Consider the following 16,736-nt stretch of genomic DNA (forward strand, 5'->3'; position numbering starts at 1 on the left):
CCACAGGAATCACCGCGATATGCCGCCTTGCTCACTCGTACGACGACTATCGGTGGTCACAGTCGCCCTACTCGCTCTCGCGCCGGTCGGAAGTCTGAGCGGGGAAGGCGCGCGGGCCGGCGAAAGTGTCGCCTTCCCGGAACAACACGCCTCGCCGCCGTCCGACTCGTTGATGCTGAGTACGGAAGGAATCACGTCGATCGGCGGCAGGATCGAGGGGGAATTGCGTACCCGCGATTTCGAAGGCCGTCCGCTCGCCTATTTCGACTCCGCGGCGACGATCATCCTACCGGCGGAAAAGTTCCTCACACCGCAACAAGGGAGCATCTCATTCGTTGTAATCCCGAATTGGCCGGGGAGCGAGCGTCAAGCACACACCTTTGTGCACATGGCCAACGGCTCGTGCCACGTCACCGTTTTCAAGACCGACTCGCAGACTTTGCGGTTTACCTACCGGGGGCGGGACGAAGTGCATGCCGCATGCGATCTGGACATCAGCGATTGGCAACCCGGCGAACCGCATACCATCACGGTCGGTTGGTGTAAGGGGCTTGGCGATCTCTTATGGCTGGTCTTACGTGTGGATGATCGGGAATCGCTCAATCATCGGGCCGTTCCCCTTCAGACGATTCCTCGCGACTTGTTCGTCGGTCGTCGCGGCCCGCAGGCACAGCCCGCCGACGCCTGGATCGGCAGACTCCAAGTCGGCCCCGTCGCGCCTCCCCTGCCCTTCGAAACCGGTCCCAAGCTCCCCGTCATCGCTCGCGTCGACGGTGCCGCCTCCTTACCCTTTCCACCCGTTCACGATTTCACAACCATTTGGAACAGCCAAGACAACCCGCTGCCCTTCGACGAAAACTCCCCGGAGTTCCGGCTATTTCGGCAGGCCGGCTTCCACATGGTCCGGCTGGTCGCCTTTTCCGAGGGATGGCTATGGGGAACGCGCGTGACGCGAGACGACTCGGGCGGCTTGGTCACCGACTTTTCGGACTTCGACCGTCTTCTGAACTTGTTTGCCGCCGCTCAGGCGGAACCCTATATCCGCCTGGCCTACCACACTCCCTCGGCCCTGGTCGATCCCGACATTTCCGCCGACCGACGCCGTTATGCCTTGCCCCACGACCTCGAGCTTTGGGACGAACTGATGTCACGGATCGTCCGCCATGTGCTTCACGAGAGGAATGTCCCCGTACGTTACTGGGTTGCGGCCTTGAACGAAGGCGACCTCCCCGTCGCTCGAGGCGAGGCCGATCCGAATACCGTATACCAACTGTATGAGCGGACCTCCCGACTGGTGAAAAAACTCGATCCGCAAGCCAAGGTGGGCGGCCCCGCCCTGGCGTACTCGATCGACGCGGACGGTCGGCCCAAGCCGATGCTGCTCGATTTTCTACGATACTGCCGCGACCGCGATGTGCCGCTCGACTTCGTGTGTTTCCACGGATACGGCTACCCTCATCCGTACCAATACGAGCGTTTGGTGAACGGCGTCCGCAATGCAGTACGGACTGTTTGGCCCGAAAAAGAGTCCGGCCTCGAGTACTTCCTCGACGAATGGAACCTCTACGCCCGAACCCCCGAACAGGACAACGAGTTCGGAGCAGCCTATCTCGCTGCGTCCCTTCACTACCAGCGTCGGGCGGGGTTGACGAAGTCGAGTATCGTCAGCTTCAACCACTTTCTTCCCGGTCAGACCGACGAAACGACCCTCTTCGAGAAAAAGGGCCCCTTTCCTCGCGGCGCCGACAGCCCTGTCTGCTTTGTGCCGGGAGAATACACGTGCGGAGAACGTACACTTCCGGGAATACGCCTGCATCCTCCTGGAGGCCAAGACCGATACACGTTTTGCCGCGTGCGTTTGCACGTACCCTCGGCAGGGAATCCCCGCTTGCGAACGGCAGTCGGCGTCGTCCCGTTGCCGTCGCAAAGCGACGGTTGCGGTTTTCAATTGGTCGTCGTGCAAGAAAACCGCGAAATCCCGCTCGTGGAGACGGTCGGGATTCCCGGTCCCTGGCATGAAATCGAATTACCGCTGGAGACGTTTGCGGGACGGGATGTCGTTCTGGAGTTTCGCACCGACGCCGGCCCGGAAGGCCGATCCACCGCCGACTGGGCCGTGTGGGCCGACCCCCGCATCCTGGTCAACCAAGACGACCGAGAGACCACCGTTTGGCGACTGCTGGACCGTCCAGACGACGCGGTTGCCGGCGCCCGCCAACGACGTCAACCCTTCGTTTACGACGATGCGACGATCGCACGCTACGGCGGCCTTCCCCTGATCAAGGGCCGCGTCGTGACCACCCCCTACTTCGTCTGGGCCATGCACCACCGACTCCTGGAACGGGAACTGAAGGTCACCTTGCCCGGCAGGCAGGGAATCCTCGAAGACGACACGGGCGGACTGACGGCAACAGCGGGCGACGATCGCATCGTCTTGCTCCTGTGGCACTTCGACGTCATGCGGGACTCTCCGCGGACCTGGCAAATCCGTTTGGAGAATCTGCCGCCCGCCCTCGCTGAGGCCGAATCCCTTCACTGCACCGAGTACCGGATCGACCGCGAGCACAACAACCCCTACACTCGCTATGTGCGCCGCGGTGGCGACTCCAACGGGGGCGTGCACAACCTGGAGACGGCTACCCTGGAATTGACCGCCGAAAAGCGAATCCCGAACGACGGTGGCACCGCAACGCTCGAGCTATCTCTTCCCAACTTGAGCGTCTCCCTGATCGAAATCCGACCCGACTGAAGGAGAGCGAACAAGATCGCTGCGGGCCTGTCTTCGGACGCCGCGTCTGCGACGGGTCCCATTGACCGCCCTCGATTCCCTCGGTATGTTTGAGGAATCGGTTGCGGCAAGCAAGCTCCATGTCCGCGCATTTGCGGCGGCGCTGAGCGGCATGGCCGTAACGGGGCTGCCCCGGGGCGTAGCTCAGCCTGGCTAGAGCGCTTGGTTCGGGACCAAGAGGTCGCTGGTTCAAATCCAGTCGCCCCGACTTTGATGAAGCCCATTTGTTCCTAAGCGTAGGAACATCCTTATAATCCCTCGCCCGGGGCGACCTCTCCCGAATCGCCTCCTTTTGTCCCACGTAAGCCTTGTCGCCGGTCGGCCGGAAAGAACGCGTTCGGAGACGCCAAAGCGGCCGAGGAATACAGACGACATCAGCCACCGGACGAAAACCCTTGGCCTCGTGGACCCGGCCGGCGGTCACGTGGACGGCTAGCGGAGTTCCCCGGCCAGCGGTAACCGCGTGCATTCTCGCCCCAAACCGCCCCGCGAGCCGCCCAATGCATAGTCGTCCGGTTCGTCGGGGCCCCCTTTTCCTCGGCTCCGGCGCCGTCGCATGAGCCCGGACGCTGCTGCCGTCGAACGTCCGCAAGTCCCGGTCGATCCGGCCTTCCTCGTCCGGAGGAATCTGAAGTCGTTCGAAAATCAATTCCAGCCTGCCGTCTTTTCGCCGGCGATTGAAACGGTCACAGGCGGTCTGTCAAGGGCCTTAACGGTCGAGCAGGTCTCGCCATAGAGAGCCGGTATTGAGAATCCACAGCATGGCGCTGATCATCGTTCAACGGCCTCGCCAAGACCGACCGTTGGTGACCAACGGCGGAAAAAAATCCTCGATCAACCTTCACTGCTCGGCCGTGAGTTCGTAGCGTCGCATCCCTGGGACTTCCATATCCCGGGATCACATTTGCCCTTCCACATACCCTAACCGCCACCCAATTCCGCCCAAATAGGACTTACGAGACAGGACCTCGCCCGTGCTTCAGGCCGGAAACAGTGCGGACGACCCCGCCGGCTGCACGCCATGGGTGCTACGCCAGCGATCAAGGGAGCATTGAGATGTCGGAGCGATGGTCCTGAACCGCCCGTTTCGGAATCGCGCCAAGTTAGCAAGGCCGCCTAGACTGCGTTGAATGGAAGTTTCGTCAAGTCGGAGTTTCCGAAAAGTCAACGGCGGAACTTCGTTCCGCCAAGCTCCGTCCCGCCAAGCTCCCCGAGCGTCAAAATGGTCGGTCTTGTAGCGAGAATAGATGGACGCGGTAGTTTGAGTCGGGTTATTTTCTTGGAATTCTTCGATTGGTGGACTCGCGGCCGGGTAATTCCACAAACTCAATTTTTTCAGATACTTGCGGCTTGAGTTCGTTAATGCGCTCGGCTGGCCCTTCAGCGAGAGCTTTTCGTTTGTTGCTGAGGCGTAGGGACTTAGGGCAAATGGGTACCAGCCTGTTGACAACCCGGCCAGCATGCATAAACTGAACGAAACACTGTATGTAGTGGTTGAAAACAGGCAGAGCACTACCTATAGTTGTTTTGGGTAAGCAAAACGATTACAACCAAAGGGGGGGCGTCTGGTTCCGCATTGGGCAAAACCGGGGACCAGCGGCTGGCGCGATGCGTGAGGGCGGGTTGGCAGGCCGTTTTGACCAAAATCTATTCCAGGTTTGAATGGCAAACGTGGAAGACGGTGCTGGAACAGTGCGTTGTCGGGGATGACGGCGCAACGGACACGTTGGCAGGTTTCTAGTCTTTGGCTTTTCGTTTTTGGGAGAGCCGATACTCCGGCGTTTTTGGAGCATCGGCTATCAGGGTTTCCGGAAAAAATTTCCTTTGCATGGAGTGCAGGATCATGGCTGAGTTGGATCGCAGGAACGTGACTTTGGTTGAAAACGAGGATGCCGGAAAGGCCTCGGCACCCAAGTTTTCTCCTTTCGGCTTGAAGGTCGATGCGCGTTTTTGTCCGCCGGACGTCGAAAGTCCGTTCGACACCGTGGTTTGGACCCGGCGGACCGCCGAAATCAAGAATGAGGCGGGCGGAACGCACTTCCAACAACCGGACTGCGAAGTCCCGGAAACGTGGAGCCAATTGGCGACCAACATCGTAGCCAGCAAGTATTTCTACGGCGAGATGGGGACGCCCCAACGAGAAAGCAGCGTGCGGCAATTGATCCACCGCGTGTGCCGTACGATTGCCGACTGGGGAATCGCCGACGGAGTCTTCCATTCGGCGGAAGACGGTGAACGTTTCTATCGGGAATTGGCCTGGCTCTGCCTGCATCAGCATGCGGCGTTCAATTCTCCGGTCTGGTTCAATGTGGGGCTGTATCATCAATACGGCATTCGCGGCGCCGCTTGCAACTGGAGGTGGGATGCGGCGGCGAATCAGGCCGTCCAACCCGAGAATCCCTACGAGTACCCCCAAGCCTCGGCGTGCTTCATTCAAAGCGTTCAAGACAACATGGAGGACATCATGGAGCTGGCCCGGAGCGAGGCCATGCTCTTCAAGTTCGGCTCGGGGACGGGTACTGATTTGTCCACCCTGCGGTCGCACCGTGAGAAGCTTTCCGGCGGCGGCAAACCCTCCGGCCCGCTCTCCTTTATGCGCGTGTACGATCAAATCGCAGCCGTGGTGAAAAGCGGCGGCAAGACGCGCCGCGCGGCCAAGATGCAATCGCTCAAAGTCCACCACCCGGACATCCTCGAATTCATCGAGTGCAAGTCGCGAGAGGAAAAGAAAGCTCGCCTCTTGATTCAGGAAGGCTACAATCCCGAGGAAGCCTACGGTTCCATCTTGTTCCAGAATGCCAATCTTTCGGTCCGTGTGACCGACGAGTTCATGGAGGCGGTGGAGGCGGATCGACCGTGGACGACGCGCTGGGTGACGGACCCGACTAAAGAAGGCCCGACCTACAGCGCCCGGGAATTGTTGCAGAAGATGGCCGAATCGGCCTGGTCCTGCGGCGATCCCGGCCTGCAATACGACACTACGATCAACCGCTGGCACACGTGTCCCAATTCCGGGAGGATCAACGCCAGCAATCCGTGTTCGGAGTACATGTTCCTCGACGACTCGGCCTGCAATCTGGCCAGCATCAATTTGATGAAGTTCCGTCGCGACGACGGCGTATTCGACGTGGACGGGTTTGTGAACGCCTGTCGAATCGTGTTCATCGCCCAGGAAATCTTGGTGGACCACTCCAGCTATCCCACCGCCAAGATCGCCAGGAACAGCCACTTGTTCAGGCCGCTTGGGTTGGGGTACTCGAATCTGGGCAGCTTGATCATGGCAAGCGGTCTGCCTTATGACTCGGACGAGGCCCGAGGTCTCTGCGGGGCGATTACGGCCTTGATGCACGGGGCGGCCAATCGCACCAGCACGGAGTTGGCTGCCGCCGTCGGTCCCTTCGCCGAGTTCGAGAAGAACCGCCGACCGATGTTGGATGTCATGGAGCGGCATTGGCAAAAGGTGGAGGAACTGAAGCACGCACCGGATTATCTGAAGGATGCCGCTCGCAAGATATGGGATGAAGTCCTGGCCGGCGGGCGGCGATTCGGTTTCCGCAACGCGCAGGCCACGGTTTTGGCGCCCACCGGCACGATCAGCTTCATGATGGATTGCGATACCACGGGGATCGAGCCTGATTTCGCCCTGGTCAAGTACAAACAATTGGCCGGCGGGGGCATGCTGAAAATCGTCAATCAGACGATTCCGTTGGCGCTCAAGACGCTGGGTTACAGCGACGACCAAATCGCCGAAATCACGGAGTACGTAAACCAACACGATACCGTGGAGGGCGCCCCGCATCTCGATCCGGAGCACCTCGCGGTGTTCGATTGCGCTTGTCCGGTAGGCGGCGGAACGCGAGCGATCTCGTGGCGGGCCCACGTGCTCATGATGGCGGCGGCGCAACCGTTCATTTCGGGTGCCATCTCCAAGACGGTCAACATGCCGCGGGAGACTAAACCGGAGGACATCGCGGCGGCCTACATGGAAGGTTGGAGATTGGGGCTGAAGGCCATGGCCGTTTACCGCGACGGTTCCAAGGGCGCGCAACCCCTCGTGACCAAGAAGAGCGAGAAGGACGAGAAGACCGTGCCGCCGCCGCGGCGCGAGCGTTTGCCGGATACCCGAAACTCCGTCACCCACAAGTTTTCCGTGGCCGGTCACGAGGGCTATATCACCGTGGGGTTGTATCCGGACGGGCGTCCCGGCGAACTGTTCATCACCATGGCGAAGGAGGGCAGCACGATCGGCGGGCTGATGGATTGTTTTGGAACCGCCGTTTCGATGAGTTTGCAGTACGGCGTCCCCTTGGAGGTCTACGTCAACAAGTTTTCGTACACGCGATTCGAGCCGATGGGGTTCACCAAGAATCCCGACATTCGCGTCGCTACGAGCATCGTGGATTACATTTTCCGTTGGTTGGGCATCACCTTCCTGCCGGGATATCGCGAATCGTTACAGCGGCAGGAATTCGCCAAGGAACCGGTATCCGGTGAGGCCGGCCAAGTGGCGGTCAAGGCGGCAGGTGTGGGGGAGGGAGATCGGACGACCAAGCCCGCTCCGATTCCGACCGATTCGTTGCTGAAACGAGGTACCGCCGCGGTCTACAAGCCCAACGCCAAATCGGGAAACGGCGCCCAGACCACGAATTCGTCCTTGGTTTCGACGTCGGCGGTCAACCGGTTGGCGGGTGTCATGGAGATGCAGTCCGACAATCCGCCCTGCGACGAGTGCGGCGGATTGACCCGCCGTAGCGGTGCCTGTTTCGTTTGCACCGTATGCGGGCACAGCATGGGTTGCTCTTGACCCCGGCCCGCCGTGTAGCGGCTTGCCTAACCGCAAGCCGACGCTCGCGACGGGAAAACGATCGATGAACCTGAGAGGCCGTCGGCATCCGCCGGCGGCTTTTTTCGCCAATTTGGCGACCCGGGACGCCGCGCGGATTCCCTTCGATCGAACGAGCGGCAGGACAGCGCTGAGGCACGCGGCCTACGGCGAAGGAAGCGGTCGGCGACGTTGCCGTGCGACGGAAACGCGGTCAAGGAAGACGATCCTCAACGTCCGCGTCGGGAGTGCGCTCGCGGAACTCGACGTGCCGGGGACCGGTTGGGGTGCGGTGCTCCATGGTTCGACAGGATGTCGAGACGGTACAATAACGTTACGTGATTTTGGCCGGGCAGCCTGGCGGCGGTCCGATAGCTTGGTAGCCCGCCCGTGCCGGCAGTAGGGACGCCTGAGCGTTTCTCGGCGTGGACGGGCGCGGCCTTTTCCCGGCGATCGATGATCATGGACGTCTTCTCGGGTGTGCATCTGCGTGACGGCCTTTTGCTTGCGGCGTTGTTCCTGCTTTCGTCGGCGGGATGTCGACCGTCGGCGGAAACGGTTTCAAGCCGACCGGATTCCGCGCCGGATCCGGTCGCTGCGGTTGAAGCGGCGGCGGAACCCGTGCCATATCCCGCGCTGCCAGACCCGCTCACAGGCGCTTGGATGAAATTGCAGGCCGAAGAGGAAGCCCGGCGATTGGCCGACGCCTTTGCCGACGATGTGGAAGCCCTGGACCTTCAGGCGACGGTTCACCGGATGTCGGGCCGAAATGACGAGGCCGTGGAAGTCTGGAAGCGGTGCCTGACGCTGCGTCCGGACTTCATCCGGGCCTACGTACCGATGATCACGGTGACCCGGCGAAAAGGGGAGTATCCCGAGGCCGAGCGCCTGTGCCGCGAATGCTTGCGGTTCAATCCCCTTCAGGTCGAAGCGCGGGGGCTTTTGGCGGCGGTGTTGTTCGAGCAGGGGCAATACGACGCCGCGATCGAGGCGGTATTGGCGGGGCAGGCCATCGGGGCGGTCAATGCCGAGGCCTTGTTCTTTCAGGGGCAAGCCTATCAGAAGAAGCAAGAGCACGAAAAAGCGGCGGCGGCCTTCCGCGAAGCGATTCGACTGGAACCGAACTACACGCGGGCCTATTATGCCTTATCCGTCAGCCTGAGTCGATTGGGCCGCAAGGAAGAGGCCGACCAGGCGCGGACGAAGTTTCGAGAGTTGCAAGGACGGGATATGGCAGCCAATGCGGCGGTCCTTCAAGTGGAAAGCGAGGAATTCGTGCGAAGGACCGTAGCTTCGGTGTTTCAGCGGGCCGGCGAGATTTGGGCGAATAAAGGCCGGGTAGAGGATGCCGAACGATGCTGGCTCTTCGCCGCCGTGCTGGTGCCCCAAGATCCTGCCCCGCGGCTGAAGTTGGGCATGCTCTACGACAGCTTAAAACAGCCCGGTCGAGTCCGCAGTGTGCTGGACGAGCTCGGCGCTGCGGATCTTCGCGATCCGGAATTGCTGCGCGCCCGCGGATTGTTGAACTTGCGATGCGGGCGTTACGGCGATGCGGAAATAGATTTTCAGACTTGGATCAAAATAGCCCCGCAAGCGGCGGAGGCCTATTCCTTGTTGGCGCAAACGTACCTGACGATGGGCGGAAAGAACTCCGAAGCTTTGCGCGCCGCGGATGAGGCGGTTCGTTTGACGCCCAGCAAGGAGAATCTGTTGGTATTGGCCGTGGCTTGCGTCGAGACGGGGGATCGGGATTCGGCCCTGCGGATTGCCCAGCAACTCTTGCAGCGAGACCCGCAAAGTCCGGAGGCCCATCGTTTGTACGAGATGCTTCGAGGCGGGAATCGCTGATACTTTTGCCGCACGAGGAGGATACGCTTGCGAGGTTGGATATGCTTTCTTGGGGCCGTTTGTATGGGGGCTTTGGTGACGCCGGGAAGGGCCGATAACGATTCGCCCATCGTATTTCGGGATGTTACGGCATCCTCCGGCGTGAGGTTCCTTCATACCCGAGGTGGCTGCGGCAAGTACTACTTGGTCGAGACCGTCACGGCGGGCCTCTGCCTGTTCGATTACGACAATGACGGCGACGACGACATCTATTTTCTCAACGCCGCGCCGCTTCCCGACTGCAAATTTCCGCAACCGCCGCGAAACGCCCTCTACCGCAACGACGGCGAGTTTCGTTTTACCGATGTGACGGAACAAGCGGGCGTCGGCGATCTTGGGTTCGGCCTGGGGGTATCCGCCGGCGATTACGACAACGACGGTTTGCTGGATCTTTACGTCAATAACTACGGCCCCAACGTCTTCTATCGCAACAACGGCGACGGGACGTTCCAAGATGTGACCCAACGCACGGGGACTTCCAACGGTCGCCGGGTGGGGGCGGGGGTGCTCTTCGTAGATATCGACGGCGACGGATGGTTGGATCTTTACGTCGGGAACTACATCGTGTTTCGCGATGAGTTGCATGTGTTTCATCAATTGACGGGCGTGCCGGTGTACGGCAGTCCCGAAGAGTACGAACCCGACCTGGATACTTTGTATCGCAATCGCGGAGACGGCACGTTCGAGGACGTGACGCAAAGCTCGGGCATTGGGGCGGTTCGCGGTACTGCGATGGGCATGGTCGCCGGCGATTTCGATCGAGACGGCGACACCGACATCTTCGTTGGAAACGACGTGCGCGAGAATTTTCTTTTCATCAACGACGGTACGGGCGTCTTCACGGAAGAGGCCGTGGAACGCGGCGTGGCTTACAACGGTTACGGCGATCCCAACGCCAGCATGGGCGTCGACTGCGGTGATTTCGATAACGACGGCCTGCTCGATCTTTTCATGACCGACTACCAGAGCGAATGGCCCGTGCTGTATCACAACTTGGGCGACATGTTCGAGGACGTCACCTTTCACACCGGCGCGGGCGGCAAAGTGTATCCGTACGTCACTTGGGGTTGCGGCTTCGCCGATTTCGACAACGACGGCGACAAAGATATCTTCATCGGAGTCGGCCACATCAACGATAAGATCGAGCAACTCGACGATACCACCGCCTACCGTGTGGCAAATAGCGTCCTGCGCAACGACCGCGGCAAATTCACGGATGTGTCGGCGGGCGCAGGCGATCTGCCTCGACTGGTGGAATCCACGCGGGGCATCGCCCTCAGCGACCTGGACGGGGACGGCCGAATCGACGTCGTGGTCTTGAACTCGGAGGCCCCGGCCCACGTCCTACGGAACGAAACCCAAAACGATAACCACTGGATACAGATCGATCTGCGCCGCTCCGATCGTAATCGGTTCGGCATAGGCAGCCGAGTAAAGGTGATCGCGGGCGACCTCGTGCAATACGACGAGGTCCACAGCGGACGCGGTTATCAGAGCCATTGGGGAATGCGATTGCATTTCGGCTTGGGTAACCGGACCAAAGTAGACCGCATCGAAATCCAGTGGCACGGCGGTGGGACTCAGATCGTTGAAGATATCCCGGCCGATCAGGTCGTTACGATCGAAAAGGACGCCGGATGGCGTCCCTCGAAACCCCGTTGAGGTTCGCATTTTCGGTTCCGGCAGTTGCGCCCGGCGGAGCCGGAGCGTTTCGCCGATTTACGGGGCGCCGGTCTCTGCCGGTGCGGCATTCCCTTGCCCATCCGCGGAACCGGAAGACGCCGGGGCGCTGTCACCGGATCCGTCTTGTCCTTCCGGCGACGATGAAGCCCCGCCCGCGCCCGATGCGGATTCGCCCGAAGGTTGCTCGGGGGACGGCATTTCACCAGACTGAGGCGACTGAGGTTCGGTTGCCTGCGGAGCGGCAGGCGGCGCTGGGGTCTCGCCGGTTGCCGATTCCGTCGCCGGTTGCTGGCTTTCCGTCTCCGAGGGTGCCCCAGCACCGTTTTCCGACGGCGTGCCGGCGGCGGGGGGCGAGGACTCCTTCTTCTTCACAATATCCTGACGGCTGAGCCGAATCTTTCGATAGACCTCGTCGGAAATGATGTAGTACCATTCGGCAAACCGAGCGTTCAACTCCTTGACTCGCTCTTCGCCCTTCTTCAGTTTCTCCTGGTACTCGTCCCGCTTTCGTTGGTTATCCTTTTCGATGCGTTCCCGCTCGGCCTTGACGTCATCGGCCTTCTTTTCCGAAGTTTCACCGGAAGGTTTTTCGGCCTGGGTGTCGTCTTGGGCGCCTTCGGCATTTTCGGCTTTGGTCTCTCCGCCCTCGGCGGCGGGAGCGGTCGCATTATCGGGTGTATTCTGAGTTGCCTCTGCTTTCGGCTCGCTCGGTGCGGCTTCAGCGGGGAGGTCGGGCAGAGGCTCCAATTCCGGTTCGGGTATCAATTGTGGGTCGAACTCCGCGGTGACAAGCAGAAAGCGATTGACGTTTTGATCGCTGCCGGAATCCGTGCCGCCGCCTTCCCCTTCCAAGACTCGGCCGAATCGCAGCAAGTACCGCACTCCATCCTTCATGCCGACGCGAATCTCACCCTCGCTGGAAATGATTTCCACGCCGTTCATGTCGATCTTGCGAGAACCGACGGGCGGGAATATCTGATAGAACTGGCGGGCCGACGTCGCGAAGAAGCCCGCGCGTTGAAGGTCGGCGAGCGCCTCTTGATTGGTGGTGAAGGAACCGTCGGTGCTGAGGGATGCACTCAACCCCTCCGGCTTCTTGCGGACGTCCACGATCTTCAGATCGTCCAGGGCGGTACGAAGGGCGTCCAATTTCGCCGTGTCCAATTCCTCGTCGTCCGCCAGGGAACGCGGTTTCCACGACATGGTTTTCGCGTCGAACGCCAAATCCTGCGAGAGACTCCAGCGAGGATTCCCCAAATCATCGTATTTCAAGATGATTTGCGATCGCGGTTCGATGCCGCTGGTCAGGCTGTCGAACGAGTAGTCGTGCAGTTGCACGTCCTTAACGTCCCACGGGTTCAGTTTCAGCAAATCCTTCTCGATCCAGTCCCCGAAGTTACTGGAAAGCTTGTCGTCGGAAAGCTTGACGACGTAGACGGGGTCTTGTCCGCTCACGCGGACATAGCGGAGTTGTTCGTCGTCTTTGAGCTTGTTGCCCAAGATGATGTCGATCAGGACGCGATCCCCGGCATCGCGCATCACAACCCTCTTGCCGATTCCCCGGGTGCCGAGAGTCGTTTTGTCGGGGTCGGGCGTGACGACGCCGAACATCGCCAATTCTTCTTGAGTCGGCGAGGACGCCGCGACGTCGAGGACTTTCAAACCGATTAGGGACGTGGCGGCCTGGGCTAGGTGGTCCTTGGCGTCCGCCGGATAGTTGTCGTGACTGGGTATCGACCAGCGATTATTGACCTGCGCTACCTTGAAGGACTTGATGCCGACGGTGTTGGGATCGTATTCGGTGATTTCGAGGCTCGCAGCATCGAGGGCATTGGAAAACGAGGGGAAAAGAACCTTGCCCCGCATGTCGCCGACATCGCCGGCGGGCGGGACGTATCTCGCCCACCAGGCAACGGCCAAGACGACCAGCGTCGCACCGACGAAAAGGAAAGTCTTACGGGTTTCGGTCATGGAGAACTACTCCTCTTTGACGGCATTCCGCTCGGAGTCGAGGCGGAAGCGGCTTGATGCTACATGCTGCTCGACGCAAAAACGGACATCGAAAACACGCTTTCGGTCACCGAACGCGATCCTGGGGCGGCGACGCTGCGGTCATGAGGACCCGCGACGGGCGCGGCGTCGAGCCGGGACCCCCTCCAATTCTCTGGCTCGGCGCCATACGAAGATCACGGCGGCGAGAGCCAGAGGGAATAGCGGAGGAATGAGCACGGACGCCATTTTGTACGAATTTTGCAGGCCGCGAACGTAGAGAGCGAGTTCGGTTTCGATCCGTTCCAGTTCGCGGTCGCGCTTTTGGCGTTCCTCCTCCATCCGCGCGGACATGCGCCGCTCGCCCTGTTGTTGAGCGATGGCCACGCGCCGCACGATCTCGTCCGTGCTGAGATTCTGTTTCTGCATGTCCGCTTCAAGCTTCTTTACGGCTTCATCCAGTTTGTCGCGCTCCTCTTGCTCGATTTGATCGTAGGCGTCTTGGAGTTTTTGTCTTTGCTCGGCCGCTCGCTGCCGGGCGATCTCCGTCGCTTTTTCGATCCGCGTGAGCGTGCGATGCTTGGGCCGCCGATTGCGGATGTCGATGAATCGATCCTCGCCCGCCATCAGATCCAACAGGTTGAGAACCATCGTCACATTGTCGAAGTCGAGGCGAACGTCCAAGCCGGGGAGATCCTTCTGTTGACGCAGGCGGAAAAAGGTCTCATGCAGCATGTCGATATCGGCCACCAAGGCGACGCGCACGGGATGCGTCTTGCCCGCGACTTCCTCCACCTTTCCGGCGGGCGGGGCGGCGGGATCGCTCTGTTCGCCGCCGGAGATGACCTTGAGTTCGGGCAGCGTGCCCTCGATCAAGGCGGCCAAAACATACTCCGTTTTCGTCGCGGTGCGCGGTCGTTGGTCGTTGATTTGCCGCCGTCCGGTCAAGAAGTCCATGCGAAAAACGTCATTAAAGCGGACCGTGCCCGTCACTCTGCCGGTCCGAGTCAACGGTGTGAACTTCATCGTGGAATTGTTCAAGCGAGTCAAGTAGCCCGGGAACGGGAACAGCACCTGTTCCAACGCCGCCGTGACCGATTGTTCTCGATTGAAAGGTTCCTCCGCGCCGCAGTTGCGGTTGATGAAGACGAACTCCGGATTCCGTTGGAAGAGTTCCAACTTCGGGTAGGGGTTGTATTGCTGCCACACAATCTCATCGGCCGAGAAGTCGATTCCCAACTTCCGCCACAAGGCGGTGATGTCGCCTTTCGGTTGCGGTCGCGCGCCGAACATCATCATTTGCATGGGCGGGCGCCGTTCTTCGGAGGTGGCGGGTACGCCCGAGGCGAAAATCGGCAGCGGATCCTCGAAAATCACCGTGGGTTGCCCGTAGCTGACGGTCGCCAGAAACCGATTCATGTCGTCGGGGGAGAGCGAAGACGGTTGGACGGCCAAGAGGACGTCGAATCGCCCCAATTTCAAGGCCTCTTCACGCACGCGGTCCTTGCACTGGGTGATTTGTTCCGGGGAGAGTTTTTCGCGGGGTTCGCTGATGCCCAGCAGTTCGCGTCCGCGGTCGATGATCTTATCTTCCGCGTCGTCAGTCAGACCCAACACCTTCATGCCGGCCTTGGCGCATTCCTCATCGTTGGTAACCAAGTCCGCAGGGGCGACCCGTACGACTTCGAACTGTTTCTCCAATTCGTCGACGATGGGCCACCGACCTTCGCCGCCGCCCATCGAGAACTCGCCGAACAACTTGGCGTCCGTATCGAGGATTCCCAGTCGCTTGCGCTTTTGCTGCGTCACGGTGGCCACGGAACGAATCAGTTCGTACTCCACCGGAATATCGCGATCGATGAACGGCACCACCACCTTCTCCAAGCCGCACGTAAAGGCCACGCCGAGGAATACCCGCATTTCGGTGTAGCGGCCCTGTTGCATGGCCATCACGCGTTGCGGCGTGATGTTGAAGCGGTCCGCCGCTCGCTGGGCTTCCGCGCTGTAAGGTTCGGTATTGTTGATCCGCACGCGAAGATTCTTGCCGCGGGCTTGAAACTCGCGCAGCAGATTGATCAGGTTGGCGCGAACTTGGATGTAGCTTTCGGGGACCTCCGAACTGATGAAGGCCTCGATCTGCACCGGATGCTGGGGATCAAGAGAACGCAGAATCTTGATCGTTTCGGGAGACAGCGAACTCAGACGCTCGCTGGTCATGTCCAAACGCAGGTCGGCGACTTGCAGCAGGGCCACCAGCCCCAAAGCCAGCGTACCGAAGGCACCGGCACGGATCGTGAAATGGGCGGGCATCAAGGAAGTTTGCCTTGGGAACAACCACCAACCCAGGAAGAATAGGACGTGCAGAGCGAGGAGGATGCCCAACAATATCCAAAACGTAGCCGGCGATTCTCCTCGCGCCAGATTTCCACCCAAAAAGACGGCGGCAGCGAGCACGACCAAGACGCTGAGAACGTGCATGGCCGGCGGAACGAGCGACAAATACGTGACGGACCCGCGATTCGGGTGACATTGCCATAGGTACAGCAAGGCGGCGTGCACCAAGAAGTACCCGGCGGCCAGTAACACGATCAGCAGATTCACGTCCGAGAAGCGGTCTCGAAGCAGCACCCAAAACACCACCGCGCTGCCGAGCCAGCAGAAGTGCAGGACGCCGTAGAACAAACCCGCCGGAAGTCGCGATTCCCCCGTGGGCCAGTGTCGGCGACCGATGAGGACCATGGCGAGGTATAGCGAGAGCGCCACCAAGGCGATGAAGTAGGCCGTCGCGGAAAGCGTAATCAAACCGCGACCGAACGTACCGAACTGCTCGCTGATGCTCCAGCCCTTCGCTTCCAACGCTACATCGTGGCGAAGGATGGCGTCGGCGGCATTGAGGAACACAGCGGGGGCGTTCAGGACCACGCCCAGGATGTAGGCCACCGTCAGGTTCGCGGTGAAAAACGACGCCACCATGCCGATGCCGAGCATGGCCAATCCGACCAACCAATATCCGATATAGGTGCTCAACAGCAGACCGACGTCGGGACTGCCCAGGGAAAAGAGCACCGCCGTATTGCAGACCAACGAGAACAACAGCGACACGGTGAAAATGAGAACGGCCGCAAGGTACTTGCCCAAGACGATCTGCCAATCGGTGGCGGGCATGGTGAGCAGGAGTTCGTCCGTCCCTTGCCGCCGTTCATCGGACCAGATTCCCATCGTCACGGCCGGAATGAAGACCAGCATCACGTAGGGAAACCATTTGTTGAGCTGATCGAGATTGGCCAAATTGGCGTCGAAGAAGTCGTTGGGCCAAAACGCCGCCACCGTACTGAGAGCCACAAACACGCAGATGAAGAGGTAAGCCGTGGGGCTGGCAAAGTAACTGAGAAAGTTTCGTTTGACAACCGCAAGCAAGACCTTTGTGTTCATGGTCGTACCCGTTTCCGAATCGGTTTGCACCCAAGGTTGTGTGGCCTAAGCGAGTTGGGTATCCCTGATCGCCGGGGCAAAAAACACCGTCATCTCTTAATTTGACTTTCCGCTGAGATCACGAGAAATCCGCGA

General features: G+C 60.2%; 6 protein-coding genes, 1 tRNA gene and 1 pseudogene. 5 read left to right on the top strand and 3 right to left on the bottom strand.

Annotated features, from left to right (window positions below; all coding sequences use genetic code 11):
• Window positions 1-172: 172 nt before the first annotated feature.
• Window positions 173-2,749: a GH39 family glycosyl hydrolase gene (locus ACYQ6J_RS02840; RefSeq protein WP_460182683.1), complete on the top strand. Its 2,577-nt coding sequence runs from the start codon at window positions 173-175 to the stop codon at window positions 2,747-2,749.
• A gap of 172 nt (window positions 2,750-2,921) precedes the next feature.
• Window positions 2,922-2,996, top strand: a tRNA-Pro gene (locus ACYQ6J_RS02845).
• Window positions 2,997-3,173: 177 nt separating this feature from the next.
• Here the strand turns inward: ACYQ6J_RS02845 and ACYQ6J_RS02850 are convergent.
• Window positions 3,174-3,437: pseudogene (locus ACYQ6J_RS02850) on the bottom strand (transposase); the annotation flags it as partial.
• Window positions 3,438-4,631: 1,194 nt separating this feature from the next.
• Between ACYQ6J_RS02850 and ACYQ6J_RS02855 the strand changes: the two are divergent.
• The 3 genes from ACYQ6J_RS02855 to ACYQ6J_RS02865 all read left to right on the top strand — a co-directional run bounded on the left by ACYQ6J_RS02855 (window position 4,632) and on the right by ACYQ6J_RS02865 (window position 11,159).
• Window positions 4,632-7,592 carry a vitamin B12-dependent ribonucleotide reductase gene (locus ACYQ6J_RS02855; RefSeq protein ID WP_460182684.1) on the top strand — a complete coding sequence of 987 codons (2,961 nt, stop codon included), beginning with the start codon at window positions 4,632-4,634 and terminating at the stop codon, window positions 7,590-7,592.
• A gap of 480 nt (window positions 7,593-8,072) precedes the next feature.
• A complete protein-coding gene (locus ACYQ6J_RS02860; protein WP_460182685.1) occupies window positions 8,073-9,458 on the top strand; it encodes a tetratricopeptide repeat protein in 1,386 nt (461 codons plus the stop codon).
• 27 nt (window positions 9,459-9,485) lie between these two features.
• Window positions 9,486-11,159, top strand: a complete 1,674-nt coding sequence (locus ACYQ6J_RS02865; protein WP_460182686.1) for a CRTAC1 family protein — start codon at window positions 9,486-9,488, stop codon at window positions 11,157-11,159.
• Between the two features lie 57 nt (window positions 11,160-11,216).
• Here ACYQ6J_RS02865 and ACYQ6J_RS02870 read toward each other — a convergent pair whose 3' ends face one another.
• Together ACYQ6J_RS02870 and ACYQ6J_RS02875 are read right to left on the bottom strand one after the other, a co-directional pair.
• Window positions 11,217-13,151 (bottom strand): DUF4340 domain-containing protein, encoded by a 1,935-nt coding sequence (locus ACYQ6J_RS02870; protein ID WP_460182687.1) that lies wholly within the window; start codon window positions 13,149-13,151, stop codon window positions 11,217-11,219.
• Window positions 13,152-13,292: 141 nt separating this feature from the next.
• A complete protein-coding gene (locus ACYQ6J_RS02875) occupies window positions 13,293-16,601 on the bottom strand; it encodes a Gldg family protein (RefSeq protein WP_460182688.1) in 3,309 nt (1,102 codons plus the stop codon).
• Window positions 16,602-16,736 lie beyond the last annotated feature (135 nt).

It is taken from the genome of Thermopirellula anaerolimosa (assembly GCF_054657335.1).